We start from the raw sequence: 12573 nt of genomic DNA on the forward strand, positions 1-12573 counted from the left end.
GCCAGCTTCTCACCGCTGGTTTCTAGTTGCGCTGACCACGGAGGTTGAGCACGGCCCGGCAGTGATTTGACAGCAAGAGAGGGCCTCCGACATAGGTGTGGATTGTCTAGATCAACACCTGAAGTAGGTCAGGAGGCCCTCCGTGGCCCACATTACCCATGCCAACGCCCGTCTAGCACACACCGGACGTTTGGCGTTGGCCCGCTGCGTGGTCGAAGACGGGTGGACTCTGCGCAGAGCCGCCGAACGCTTCCAGTCCAGCGTGAGCACCACCAGGCCCTGGGCCGACCGCTACCGCGCCCACGGCCAGGCCGGGATGGGCGACCGCTCCAGCCGCCCGCGTACCTAGCCTCTCCTACATACCGCCTAGTCCCCGGTTGTTCCGAGCGCCATGTAGTCGTACATCGAGTACCCGGCGTGGTAGTAGACGTTGGTCAGGTTCGCCGGGCGGTAGAGCACCGTGCGTTCGAAGACGGCCGGCAGGATGGCGGCCTCCTCCATCGCGCGCTCGTCGATACGGGTGTAGATGGAGGCGCGCTCGTCGGCGTCCTCCACCGCGACGACCTCGTCGAACCACTCGTTGATCTGGTCGTCGTCGAGCTCGGAGATGTTCGCGTTACCGGCGTCCTGGATGGCGTCACCGTCCAGGATCTTGCTCATGAAGCCGTAGCCGCTGGCCCAGTCGGGCGCCCAGCCGTACACGGTCAGGCCCAGGTCGTTGTCGGCGACGAAGGACGGCGAACCGGCCTGGGTGTTGGTGTAGGTGTCGGACGGGTACTGCTTGATCTCCGTCTCGATGTTCACCCGGGCCAGGGCTTGCTGAAGCGCCTCGGCGGTGCTGACGTCGGCGGGGCGGTCGGCTCGGGCACCGATCGCGGTGGAGAAGCCGTCCGGCTGGCCGCACTCCTCCAGCTTCTCCTGCGCCATCTCCAGGTCGCCCTTGTTGTCGTCGGACGGGTACAGGTCCATGCTCGGGTCGGCGCCGGGCAGCGAACCGGGCATGATCTGGGTGGCGATGTCACCGCCGGTGTCGCCGCCCCAGGCGCGCTGGAGCGCGTCCCGGTCGGCCGCGTACATGATGGCCTGGCGGCAGGCCACGTCGTCGAGCGGCTCCATGACGGTGTTGATGTTGAGGTAGCGCAGGGTGCTGGTCTGCGGGTTGTCGACGTTGTGGCGCTGGTCCTCGTCGGTGATGACGGTGCCCTTCATCGCGGGGCCCACACCGGTACCGCCGAGGTCGACGTCGAGTTCGCCGTTGACCAGGCGCTGGTCGATCTCGTTCTGGTCGACGCCCAGCTCCACCTCGATGCGGTCGGGCAGCGCGCGGCGGACGGGGTCGGTAGAGGCGTCCCACTCCTCGTTGCGCTCCAGGTGCAGGGAGACGCCGGGGCGGTACTCCCCGTCGAACTTGTAGGGCCCCGAGGAGACCACCTGGCTCTGGTACTGCTCGCCGCGGTCGGCGTCGGCGGGCACCGGAGCGGTCTGCGGCTGGATGAGCACGTACGGGAACTCGGCGAAGCTCTTGTTCAGGTGGAAGATCAGGGTGTGGTCGTCGGGTGTCTCGATGCCGTCGAACCCGGCCAGCGGGTCGTCGTCGTTGGCGTAGGGGCCTTCGTAGTCGTCGCTGTCGGCCAGCAGGTCCACGAAGTACTTGGGGCCGTTGGGGAGCGCCTGGTCACCGAAGTTGCTGCGCGCGATGGCGTACTTGACGTCCTCGGCCGTGATCTCCGAACCGTCCTCGTAGCGCAGGCCCTGCTTGATGCGCAGGGTCCACTCGGTGGAGTCGTCGTTGCCCTGGGGCAGTTCCTCCGCCAGGTCGGGCTGCAGCTCGATGCCCTGTTCGCCGGGGGCCTCGGTGTAGGTGAGCAGGGTGCGCGCGTAGTAGCGGGAGAAGTTCCAGCTGAACGCGTAGTAGGTGTTGCCCGGGTCCGGCGAGTCGAAGTCGGCGGAGATGGCGTAGCGCAGGGTGCCGCCGGTCTCGTCGGAGGGGTTGACGATCGCGGTCTCGCCCTCGTTGAACTCGGCGTCGGACACCCCGCCGCCGCCTACGCCCCCGCCGCCGCAGGCGGCCAGCAGCAGTGCCATGGCGGTTCCCGCGGCCACCGGCGCGGTGGTGCGGCGGAGCGCGCCGCGCCGCCGCCTGGGCGGCTCCTGGCACGTGGAGTGATGGGTGGTCACCTGAAGCCTCCTGGTCGGGTTCTGGGGTGGGGCCGTGCGGCGCACGGCCCCGGGGCGGGTGCGTCAGTCGTCAGGAGCGCGGGTCGAAGGCGTCGCGCAGTCCGTCGCCGAAGAGGTTGAAGGCCAGCACGGTGATGAAGATGGCCAGGCCCGGGATGATCACGAAGTGCGGCGAGGTGGTGTAGAAGCGCAGCGCGTTCTCCAACATGCCGCCCCAGGTGGCCATGGGCGGGTTGATCCCCACGCCCAGGAAGCTCAGCGCCGCCTCGAAGAGGATGTTCGTGGGGATGAGCAGGGTGGAGTAGACCAGGATGGGGGTGACCAGGTTGGGCAGGATCTCGCGGAAGACGATGTGGGTGCTGCCCGCGCCGAGGCTGCGCGCGGCCTCGACGAACTCGCGCTCCTTGAGGGTGAGGGTCTGCCCGCGCACGATGCGCCCGATGTAGGGCCAGTTGAAGAAGCCGATGATGAACACCAGGACGCCGATGCGCAGGTTGTTCCCGGCCAGGCCGAAGGCGCCGTCGGGGATGACGCCGACCAGGGCGATCGCGAAGAGCAGCAGCGGGAAGGCCAGGAAGATGTCCATGGTCCGGCTGATGACCACGTCCACCCAGCCGCCGAAGTAACCGGCGAGGATGCCCAGGACGGTGCCGATGACCACGCACACCACGGTGGCGACGGTGGCCACGAGCAGTGAGGTCCGGGCGCCGTAGACGATACGGCTGAACAGGTCGCGGCCGTTGACCGGCTCCACGCCCAGCAGGTGTTGCGCGCTGATACCGCCCCACGGGTCCAGGCCCTGGGCCGGGTCGTCGGGATCGCGCAGGACCCCTCCGGTGAGCGGGTCGACCAGGCCCTGGTTGAACTGGTTCGGCGGGTACCCGAACAGGGCCGTGAGCACGGGCGCGAAGAGCGCGACCAGGATGAGCAGGACGACCACGACGCCGCCGGTCATGCCGACCTTGTCCTTGCGGAAGCGCTGCCAGGCGATCTGGCGCAGGGAACGGCTGGCCGCGCCCTTGGCCCCCGCTACGACCGCTTCTGGCTCGGCGTGCTGGGACGACTCAGGCACGTCCATCGGCGCGGTCATGTACCACTGCCTCCTGCTATCTCTGAGCGCATCTCCATCACTACGCAGAGTTTGCACGAGTGGCGTGGGGGTTTCCAGCTTCCGCGCCGACGACCGGAGTCCCGCTTCGCACGGCGGGAGAAGCGGGCACTCCGGGCGGTTCCTGCCTCAGTGGACCGCTCAAGGAAATCCGCCGCGCAGCCGGGACGAGAAGGGCCTGACCGCCAGGACGGTCGCCGGCGCACACGTCGAGGCCTTCCCTGGCTCCTCGCTCCGGGCGGCAGGGGCCAGGGAAGGCCAGCAATGGTTCACCATGGCACAGCGAACCAGGCCGGGGCTGACGAAAATCCGGAATGAGAAACCATAATGAAATGAGCAGGCGGGCTCTTCCCGAGAAAAGCCCGCCCCACCCTGGCAGGCCATTCTCAGCCAGGGAACTTCTGCGGCCCCTAAGTCGTCATGCAGTTACCGCCGGTTCTGGTCAGGTTGGAGGAGGCGGTCCACTCCCCGGGCCTGATCATTCGGAAACCGTTGGTCTGCGACTGGGTCGCGAAGAACTCGTTGTTCCGGTAGACGTGCCGCACCAAGCTGTGGCTGGTACCCGCGCCGGAACGGACGTTGGCCACGTTCACGGTCACTCGGTACGGACAGAAGACGCTCTGTGCCGCCGTGTCCTGCTGCTGGGCCTGGGCGGGGACCGCCGTCAGCAAGGCGCCGCCGAACACCGCGGCCGCAGCCAGGGCCAGGGGCGCGGCGACTCGGGACACACGTCCGTTTTTCTTGGCTCGCAAGGGATATTCCTCCGGTCATTCGGCTTCGGGAGCAAATCGTCCGAGGACGGATGTCAGCGAAAGTTTATTCTTTAACTTTCATCTGGATCCATAGTGACGATAACCAAGAAGGACTCCATCAACACCCCTCGGGCCACATTCGGCCATCGGCACCGGCCACATGCGGACAGAACCCGCACATCTTCCGAAAAGACCTTCATCCTTTTCGCCTGACGGTTCTCCTCGCGCGCGGAAGGCGCCCCGGACACACAGAAAGGGCGCGTGCCACGTCCGTGTGACACACGCCCCGAAGTCCGGTCAGCGGCCGCGCAGGTCCCGGTAGTGCCGGACGAGTGCGGCGGTGGAGGGGTCCAGGTCGGGGACCTCGGTGCCCTCGGTCAGGGCGGGCTCGACCCGCTTGGCCAGGACCTTGCCGAGCTGCACGCCCCACTGGTCGAAGGAGTTGATGTTCCACACCGCGCCCTGCACGAACACCTTGTGCTCGTAGAGGGCGACGAGCTGGCCGAGCACCGACGGGTCGAGCTGGCCCGCCAGGATCGTGGTGGTGGGCCGGTTGCCCGGGAACGTGCGGTGCGGGACCAGGTCGGCGGGCACCCCCTCGGCGGCCACCTCGGCGGAGGTGCGGCCGAAGGCCAGGGCCTGCCCCTGGGCGAAGAGGTTGGCCATCAGCAGGTCGTGCTGGGGCACCAGCCCCTCGGGCAGGTCCGGGGCGGGTCGGGCGAAACCGATGAGGTCGGCGGGCACGAACCGGGTGCCCTGGTGCAGCAGCTGGAAGTAGGCGTGCTGGCCGTTGGTGCCGGGGGTGCCCCACACCACCGGGCCGGTCTGCCAGTTGACCGGGCGGCCGTCGCGCTGGACGGACTTGCCGTTGGACTCCATGTCGAGCTGCTGGAGGTAGGCGGTGAACTTCGACATGTAGTGGCTGTAGGGCAGTACCGCGTGGGACTGGGCGTCGAAGAAGCCGCCGTACCAGACGCCGAGCAGGCCCAGCAGGAACGGCAGGTTGCGTTCGGCGGGCGCGGTGGCGAAGTGGGTGTCCATGAGGTGGAAGCCGGCGAGCATCTCCCGGAACCGCTCCGGCCCCAGGGCCACCATGAGGGACAGCCCGATCGCCGAGTCGTAGGAGTAGCGGCCGCCCACCCAGTCCCAGAACTCGAACATGTTGGCGGTGTCGATGCCGAACTTCGCGACCTCGTCGGCGTTGGTGGAGACCGCCACGAAGTGTTTGGCGATGGCGTCGGAGCCCGCCCCCTCCCCCAGCCCGGACAGGAGCCAGTCCCGGGCCGCCTCGGCGTTGGTGACGGTCTCGATCGTGGTGAAGGTCTTGGAGGCGACCACGAACAGCGTGCGCCCGGGGTCGGCGTCCACCAGGGCCTCGTGCAGGTCGGTGCCGTCGACGTTGGAGACGAAGCGGAACTCCAGCCCCCGGTCGGTGTGCGGGCGCAGCGCCTCGTAGGCCATGGCGGGGCCCAGGTCGGAGCCACCGATCCCGATGTTGACCACCCGGGTCACCGGTTTGCCGGTGTGGCCCAGCCAGGTGCGGGCGCGTACGCGCTCGGCGAAGGCGGCCATCCGCTCCAGGACCCGGTGCACCTCGGGCACCACGTCGTGGCCGTTCTCCCTGATCACGGCGGAGCGCGGGGCGCGCAGGGCGGTGTGCAGGACGGCGCGGTCCTCGGTGAGGTTGATGTGGTCGCCGCGCAGCATGGCGTCGCGCAGGGCGGCCACCCCGGTGGCGTCGGCCAGCTCGGCGAGCAGACGCAGGGTCTCGTCGGTGACGAGGTTCTTCGAGTAGTCGACGTGCAGTCCTCCGACACCGAGCGTGTACCGGTCGGCCCGCGCGGGGTCGTCGGCGAACAGGCCCCGCAGGTGGGTGGCGCCGAACCGGTCACGGTGCTCGGACAGCCGGGCCCACTCCTCGCGGCGGTCCAGGGGGATGCCGGACCGGCTTCCGACGTCCTCGGTTCGAGGGAGGGGTGTACTCGCAGACATCCGGTCGCTCCTCGTCGTCCATGGTCGGTCGGCGCGGCGCCGGAGTGCTCGGTCCGAACGCCGCGTCCGCCGTGTGCGGCTGAGTCTCTACCCTCCCATGAAAGCCGCCAACCATGGGCTCTTCCGTGCGGGTCAGAGCATCAGGGAGCGTGCTCAGCGCTGCCTTGGCGCTCTCCGCGCAGGGAGGCGACCTCCTCGCGCAGGGCGCGGAGTTCGGCGAGGATCTGTTCCTGGCCGTTACCCCCTCCGGGCCCGTACCCCGGTTCGGCCCCCGCACCCGGCCCGGTCCCTCCCTCTGCCTCGCTGTCCGTGTCCTTCTCCAGGGCCTCCACCGCGACCGCAACGAACAGGTTCAGCGCGACGAAGGTGGAGACGAGGACGAAGGTGACGAAGAAGATCCACGCGAGCGGCTGGTGCTCCATCACGTCCTTGGCGATGGCGGACCAGCTGTCGGCCGTGGAGATCTGGAAGAGCGTGAACAGCGAGGTGGGCAGGTCTCCGAAGTGCTCCGGCGAGACGTCCTGGAAGAGTTTGGTGGCCATCACGCCGGAGACGTAGAGCAGCAGGACCACCAGGAAGAGGATGGCGGCCATTCCGGGCAGGGCCCGGAACAGCCCGGCCACGACGTGCCGCAGGGTCGGTATCACCGAGAGCAGCCGCAGGACCCGCAGGACGCGCAGGACGCGGAGCACCGCGAAGGGGCCGGAGGAGGGCATCAGGGCCAGTCCCACGATCACCATGTCGAACCAGCTCCACGGGTCTCGCAGGAAGGCTCCCCGATGCGCGTAGGCCCTCAGGGACAGCTCGACCACGAAGAGCGTCAGGATCACCATGTCGGTCCCGTGCAGCAGGTCGCCGTGTTCGGCCATGAGCCGGGGCGACGTCTCGATCCCCAGAATCACAGCGTTGACGAGGATGAGGGTGACGACACTGCCCTGGAACCAGGAAGAGTCGACGAGCTTGCGGACCCGTTCGCGCACGGTCACGGTGGGAGGGACTCCGTTCGTTGTGTCGGATAACAGCGCAAAAGCCTATCGCCGGGAATCGCACCCCGTTTCGCACTCGTCGCCCCGAGTGTCTTCCCTACTGGCGCCTACTGCCCCGACCAGGCATGATCGAGATAAGGAAACCGAGGCGAGGGGGCCGCCGGTGACGGAATCCGCAGGTTTCGACAGAGGCGCCGAGAACATCGACGACGTGGACGCCGAGCTGGACGTGGGCGCCCCGGACCAGGACACCGCCGTGGCGGAGTACCTGGAGGAGCGTCCCGAGGACTACCGGATCGAGGAGATCGAGGACCGGGAGGCACTCGGTATAGACGCCGAGCTCCGTCAGGAGGTTCCCGAGCAGGCACCCGAGTCCGACGGGGAAGCCGTCCCCGGGCCCGGACGCGAAGAGCTGGCCCGGCTGCTCAGGGCGGAGGAGTACGCCGAGCGGATCAACCGGCGGCTCGAAGGCTGAGCCAGCGCTCCACGCGCAGGACGTGCGCGGCCGCGGCCGCGCGGGCCGCTTCGGGGTCACGGGCCAGGAGGGCCTCGTGGATGCGCCGGTGGTCCTCGTGCAGGGCCTCGACCAGCCCGGCCTCGCCGTGCCCGGCCCAGACCCGTTCATTGAAGGTGCGCGAGGACAGCCCGGCGTGGATGGCCGAAAGGGTGGCGTTACCCGCACAGGCCACGATCGCCTGGTGGAAACCGAGGTCGGCAGCACCCTGCTCGGCGGGTGCGCAGGCGGGGAAGTCCTCCTCCATACGGTCGAGGAGTGCGCCGATCCGAGCCAGGTCGTCGGGGGCGGCACGGGCGGCGGCGATGGCCGTGGCGGCGGGTTCGATCATCCGGCGGACCTGGAGGACCTCCAGCAGGGTCTCGTCGCGGGAGACCTCGGCCAGCACGGAGAAGGCCTCCAGCAGGTCGGCCGGGCGCAGCGCGGTGACGTAGACGCCCGCGCCGTGACGGACCTCCAGAACACCGAGGGTGGTGAGGGAGCGGATCGCCTCGCGCACGGTCCCGCGGGAGACCCCGAGCCGGGCGGAGAGTTCACGTTCGGTGGGCAGACGCTGCTGTGGTCCTACCTCACCGTCAGAGATCATCGCCTTGATCTGCTCGACGGTCCGCTGGACGACCGGGGTCCGTACGCCGTCAACCACCTTCTCCTCCAAATCCTGGACTGATCACACCGGGATTCTACCGGCTCCTTCCACTCATGCCCCCTTGCCTCCTTCTCGACGATCATGCAAAAGTGGTCGGACCACTTGATCCCGGCTAGGCTCCATTTGGACTGAGCGCAGACCGGCCGGGTCGCGAAGGAGGCCCATGCGGATCGCGCTGTTCATCACCTGTGTCAACGACACGCTCTTCCCCGACACCGGACGCGCGGTGGTGCGCCTCCTGGAACGGCTCGGGCACGAGGTGGTCTTTCCCGCCGACCAGACCTGCTGCGGGCAGATGCACTACAACACCGGTTACCGGCGCCCCGCGGCCAAGCTCGCGGTGCGCTTCGCCAAGACCTTCGGCAACGCCGACGCGGTCGTGGTCCCCTCGGCCTCCTGCGCCGCGATGGTCCGCGACAACTACCCCAAGCTGGGCGGGAACGGGAGCAGGCTCTCCCGCAAGATGGCCCAACTGGGACCGCGCGTGTACGACCTCACCGAGTTCCTCGTGGACGTGCTGGAGGTGACCGACGTGGGCGCCTACTTCCCGCACAAGGTCGTCTACCACCCCACCTGCCACGGCCTGCGGTTCCTCGGCCTGGGCGACCGCCCCTACCGACTGCTGCGCGCGGTCCGCGGCCTGGAGCTGCTCGAACTGCCCGGCGCCGCCGAGTGCTGCGGGTTCGGCGGCACGTTCTCGGTCAAGAACGGCGACGTCTCCGCGGCGATGGGCTTCGACAAGGCCCGGCACGCGGTCGGGACCGGAGCCGAGTTCCTGTGCGCGGTGGACAACTCCTGCCTGATGCACATCGGCGGCACCCTGTCCCGTCAGCGCTCCGGCATGCGCATCGCGCACATCGCCGAGATCCTGGCCAGTACCGAGAAGGAGTACGCGCACGCATGAGCGCCACGTTCCTGGGCCTTCCGCCCTTTCCCGAGGCCGCCCGCGCGGCGGTCGGCGACTCCCGCACCCGGCAGAACCTGCACAAGGCCACCCACACCATCCGCGGCAAGCGCGACGCGGTCGTCGGTGAACTGGGCGAGGACTGGCAGCGGCTGCGTTCGCAGGGCGAGCGGGTCAAGACGCACACCCTGCGCCACCTGGACCACTACCTGGAGCAGTTGGAGGAGTCGGTCCAGCGGGCGGGCGGCACCGTCCACTGGGCCGCCGACGCAGCCGAGGCCAACGCGATCGTCACCCGCCTGGTACACGAGACCGGCGAGCGCGAGGTGGTCAAGGTCAAGTCGATGGCCACCCAGGAGATCGAGCTGAACAACGCCCTGGAAGCGGCCGGGATCACCGCCTACGAGACCGACCTGGCCGAGCTGATCGTGCAGCTGGGCGAGGACCTGCCCTCCCACATCCTGGTGCCCGCCATCCACCTGGGCCGCGCTCAGATCCGGGAGATCTTCCTGAGGCAGATGGCCGAGTGGGGGGTGCCCGCCCCGCCCGGGCTCACCGACGACCCCAAGGCGCTGGCCGAGGCCGCCCGCGTCCACCTGCGCGAACTGTTCCTGCGCGCCAAGGTGGCGGTCTCGGGGGCCAACTTCGCGGTGGCCGACTCCGGGACGCTGGTGGTGCTGGAGTCCGAGGGCAACGGGCGCATGTGCCTGACCCTGCCCGAGACGCTGATCTCGGTGGTGGGCATCGAGAAGATCGTGCCCACGTGGTCCGACCTCGAGGTGTTCATGCAGCTACTGCCCCGCTCCTCCACGGGCGAGCGGATGAACCCCTACACCTCCACCTGGACCGGGGTGACCCCGGGCGACGGCCCGCAGAACTTCCACCTGGTGCTGCTCGACAACGGGCGCACCGACGTGCTCGCCGACACCGTGGGGCGCCAGGCCCTGCGCTGCATCCGCTGCTCGGCCTGCCTGAACATCTGCCCGGTCTACGAGCGCACCGGCGGCCACGCCTACGGTTCGGTCTACCCGGGTCCGATCGGCGCGATCCTCACCCCGCAGCTCCAGGGGATGTCCTCGGAGACGGACAAGGCGCTGCCGTACGCGTCGTCGCTCTGCGGGGCCTGCTACGACGTCTGCCCGGTGGCCATCGACATCCCCGAGGTCCTGGTTCACCTGCGCGAGCAGGTGGCGCAGGGACCGGGGCACACGGACGAGAAGGCCCTGATGGCCGGGGCCGACGCGGTGTTCGGTTCGGCCAAGGCGCTGGACGCGGTGCAGCGCGCGGCCGGGGCGGTGGGCGGGAACCTCCCGCGGCACCTGCCGGGCATGGCCGGGAAGTGGACGGACACCCGGGACCTCCCGGACGTGCCCGGGCAGTCCTTCCGGCAGTGGTGGAACAAGCGCGACCAGCAGGAGGAGGAAGGGCGTTGAGCGGAGTGAACAAGGTCGGCGCGGGCGGATCACGGGAAAGAGTGCTGGCCCGGGTGCGGGCGGCGCTGGCGGACGTGCCCGCCGACGAACCGGTGGAGCGTGCGCTGGAGCACGACTACGCCGACAGCCACGCCGAGGGCCCCACCCTGGACGTGCTGGTGGACCGGCTGCTGGACTACAAGGCGCTGGTGGAGCGGGTTTCGGCGGCCGAACTGCCGGGGCGGATCGCGGCCGCGCTGGAGCGGCGCGGGGCGGAGCGGGTGGCGGTCCCCGAGGGGGTCCCCGACGAATGGTTCGCCTCGGTGTCCGCGCGGCGGATCGTCGACGCCCCGGGGGCTCCGCTGTCGGTGGCCGAGCTGGACGGCTGCGACGGGGTGGTGACCGGGTGCGCGGTGGCGGTGGCCGAGACCGGCACCATCGTGCTGGACGCCGGACCGGACCAGGGCCGTCGGGCGGTCACCCTGGTCCCCGACTACCACCTGTGCGTGGTGCGCGCCGAGCAGGTGGTGGACGGGGTGCCCCAGGCCGTGCGGCTGCTGGCCCCGGAGCGCCCGCTCACGTGGATCAGTGGCCCTTCGGCCACCAGCGACATCGAACTCAACCGGGTGGAGGGCGTGCACGGGCCGCGCACCCTGGAGGTGCTCATCGTCGAGTCCGCCGACTGAGGTCGCGGAAGGCGCACTGGCGTCGCGATCCGGGCAAACGTACAGGTGAGGTGGGCCGGGTGGGGCCTGCCCCACCGTGCGGGTTCCGGTCTGCGCTCAGCGGTGTCTAGGGCGCACACCCTCGTGCGGACCGGGCCCCGATTCCTAGCGTTTGAGGGGAACGCAGAAATACCACGGCAGGAAGGTTCCCCGATGCGTCACCCGGCTCGTCCCGCTCCCCCGGTGCTGATCACGGCGCTGGCCACGGCGGCGGTCACCGTCATGGCCGGTTGCGCGGTCGCCGCCCAGCCCATCGCAACGGCAGGGGCCGCCGAGAGCACCGCCGGTCCCCCGGCGGCGGCGCTGCCCGAGCCCACCGGCCCCTCCCCCGTGGGCACCACCGAGCTGCACCTGGTGGACACCGACCGCGAGGACATCTGGTTCGGCGGCGATCGGGAGCTCATGGTGACGCTCTGGTACCCGGCCCGGACCGACGCCGGACGTGCGGCCCGCTACCTGACCGAGGCCGAGTCCGAGGCGGTCCTGGCCCAGGAGGGGTACGACCACCTGCCCGCCGACGCCCTGACCCGGGTGCGCACCAACGCCGTCGCCGACGTGCCTCCCCTGCGCGCCGACGGGGGCCTGCCGCTGGTGGTGTTCTCCCCCGGCGCGGGGATGTCCCGGACCTGGACGTCCGCGCTCGCCGAGGAGCTGGCCAGCCACGGCTTCGCGGTGGCCGGGGTCGACCACCGCCACGAGGCGGCCCCGGTGGAGTTCCCCGACGGGCTCGTGGAGCGGTGCGGGGCCTGCGAAACCCAGCGGTGGGAGGCGGGCGCCGTCAACCGGGCCGACGACGTCACCTTCCTCCTGGACGAGCTGGAGCGGGGGGAGGCCTGGCGTTGGTCCGACCTCCTCAGTACCGAGCGGGCCGGGATGGCCGGGCACTCCTGGGGCGGGGCCGCGACCGCGCAGGCCCTGCTCACCGAGGACCGCGTGTACGCCGGGCTGAATCTGGACGGCCCCTACTACCCGGCGCAGTTGGAAGGCGAGACCGACAAGCCCCTGGCGCTGCTCGCCAACGGCCAGGGCCAGCCGTGGGAGGGCTGGGGCGAGCGCTGGGCGGGCCTGACCGGCTGGCGCCAGTGGATCGAGGTCACCGGCTCCGGGCATTCCAACGCCGTGGACCGCGGGGTGCTCATGGAGCAGCTCGGGCTGCGGGGCACGCTGGCCCCGGAGCAGTGGCGGGCGCAGTTCGGTGACCTCCAGGTCGAGCACGGCCTGGACCTGGTGCGCGCCTACGCCACCGCCTACTTCGACCACCACCTGCGCGGCGGTGAGCAGCCGCTCCTGGACGACCCGGAGAGCGTCCACCCCGAGCTGGTCGTGGTGGACCCCGGGGCGTAGTGAGGCCTGCGG

11 protein-coding genes and 1 pseudogene are annotated in these 12573 nt (G+C 70.0%); 6 read left to right on the top strand and 6 right to left on the bottom strand.

The genetic code is table 11. The features are described 5' to 3' along the window. Nucleotides 1-151: 151 nt before the first annotated feature. A pseudogene (locus NE857_RS19940) lies at nt 152-340 on the top strand (leucine zipper domain-containing protein); the annotation flags it as partial. Between the two features lie 26 nt (nt 341-366). On the opposite strand, the gene NE857_RS19945 reads toward NE857_RS19940, so the two are convergent. The 5 genes from NE857_RS19945 to NE857_RS19965 all read right to left on the bottom strand — a co-directional run bounded on the left by NE857_RS19945 (nt 367) and on the right by NE857_RS19965 (nt 7016). Continuing rightward, nucleotides 367-2178: an ABC transporter substrate-binding protein gene (locus NE857_RS19945; RefSeq protein ID WP_254417160.1), complete on the bottom strand. Its 1812-nt coding sequence runs from the start codon at nt 2176-2178 to the stop codon at nt 367-369. Between the two features lie 70 nt (nt 2179-2248). After that, on the bottom strand, nt 2249-3268 hold the full coding sequence (locus NE857_RS19950; protein ID WP_184364640.1) for an ABC transporter permease: 1020 nt from the start codon (nt 3266-3268) through the stop codon (nt 2249-2251). 428 nt (nt 3269-3696) lie between these two features. Beyond that, the gene (locus NE857_RS19955; RefSeq protein WP_254417161.1) at nt 3697-4014 is read right to left on the bottom strand and encodes an SH3 domain-containing protein; all 318 of its coding nucleotides are present in this window, start codon (nt 4012-4014) and stop codon (nt 3697-3699) included. 321 nt (nt 4015-4335) lie between these two features. After that, nucleotides 4336-6030, bottom strand: a complete 1695-nt coding sequence (gene pgi, locus NE857_RS19960; protein ID WP_254417162.1) for a glucose-6-phosphate isomerase — start codon at nt 6028-6030, stop codon at nt 4336-4338. A 140-nt stretch (nt 6031-6170) separates the two neighbouring features. Continuing rightward, on the bottom strand, nt 6171-7016 hold the full coding sequence (locus tag NE857_RS19965; RefSeq protein ID WP_184364647.1) for an ion transporter: 846 nt from the start codon (nt 7014-7016) through the stop codon (nt 6171-6173). A gap of 163 nt (nt 7017-7179) precedes the next feature. Here NE857_RS19965 and NE857_RS19970 point away from each other — a divergent pair, with 163 nt between their 5' ends. Beyond that, nucleotides 7180-7491: a hypothetical protein gene (locus tag NE857_RS19970; protein ID WP_254417163.1), complete on the top strand. Its 312-nt coding sequence runs from the start codon at nt 7180-7182 to the stop codon at nt 7489-7491. On the opposite strand, the gene NE857_RS19975 is transcribed toward NE857_RS19970, so the two are convergent. Continuing rightward, nucleotides 7469-8173 (bottom strand): FadR/GntR family transcriptional regulator, encoded by a 705-nt coding sequence (locus tag NE857_RS19975; RefSeq protein WP_301184235.1) that lies wholly within the window; start codon nt 8171-8173, stop codon nt 7469-7471. The two genes, NE857_RS19970 and NE857_RS19975, sit on opposite strands and share 23 nt — an antisense overlap. A 166-nt stretch (nt 8174-8339) precedes the next feature. Between NE857_RS19975 and NE857_RS19980 the strand changes: the two genes are divergently transcribed. The 4 genes from NE857_RS19980 (at nt 8340) to NE857_RS19995 (ending at nt 12561) form a co-directional block, all read left to right on the top strand. After that, nucleotides 8340-9080 carry a (Fe-S)-binding protein gene (locus tag NE857_RS19980; protein ID WP_254417164.1) on the top strand — a complete coding sequence of 247 codons (741 nt, stop codon included), beginning with the start codon at nt 8340-8342 and terminating at the stop codon, nt 9078-9080. Then, nucleotides 9077-10513: a lactate utilization protein B gene (locus NE857_RS19985; protein ID WP_254417165.1), complete on the top strand. Its 1437-nt coding sequence runs from the start codon at nt 9077-9079 to the stop codon at nt 10511-10513. Before NE857_RS19980 ends, NE857_RS19985 begins: the two co-directional genes overlap by 4 nt. Next, complete coding sequence (locus tag NE857_RS19990) at nt 10510-11178, top strand: LutC/YkgG family protein (RefSeq protein ID WP_254417166.1); 669 nt, start codon at nt 10510-10512, stop codon at nt 11176-11178. The genes NE857_RS19985 and NE857_RS19990 overlap by 4 nt, the downstream gene beginning before the upstream one ends. Nucleotides 11179-11370: 192 nt before the next feature. Further along, nucleotides 11371-12561 carry an alpha/beta hydrolase family protein gene (locus tag NE857_RS19995; RefSeq protein WP_254417167.1) on the top strand — a complete coding sequence of 397 codons (1191 nt, stop codon included), beginning with the start codon at nt 11371-11373 and terminating at the stop codon, nt 12559-12561. Nucleotides 12562-12573 lie beyond the last annotated feature (12 nt).

Source organism: Nocardiopsis exhalans, assembly GCF_024134545.1.
Classification (GTDB): Bacteria; Actinomycetota; Actinomycetes; order Streptosporangiales; family Streptosporangiaceae; genus Nocardiopsis; species Nocardiopsis exhalans.

Coding starts and splice junctions, on each gene's coding strand:
- pgi (WP_254417162.1), bottom strand. CDS start 6,030: ATGTCTGCGAGTACACCCCTCCCTCGAACCGAGGACGTCGGAAGCCGG.
- NE857_RS19985 (WP_254417165.1), top strand. CDS start 9,077: ATGAGCGCCACGTTCCTGGGCCTTCCGCCCTTTCCCGAGGCCGCCCGC.
- NE857_RS19950 (WP_184364640.1), bottom strand. CDS start 3,268: ATGACCGCGCCGATGGACGTGCCTGAGTCGTCCCAGCACGCCGAGCCA.
- NE857_RS19980 (WP_254417164.1), top strand. CDS start 8,340: ATGCGGATCGCGCTGTTCATCACCTGTGTCAACGACACGCTCTTCCCC.
- NE857_RS19995 (WP_254417167.1), top strand. CDS start 11,371: ATGCGTCACCCGGCTCGTCCCGCTCCCCCGGTGCTGATCACGGCGCTG.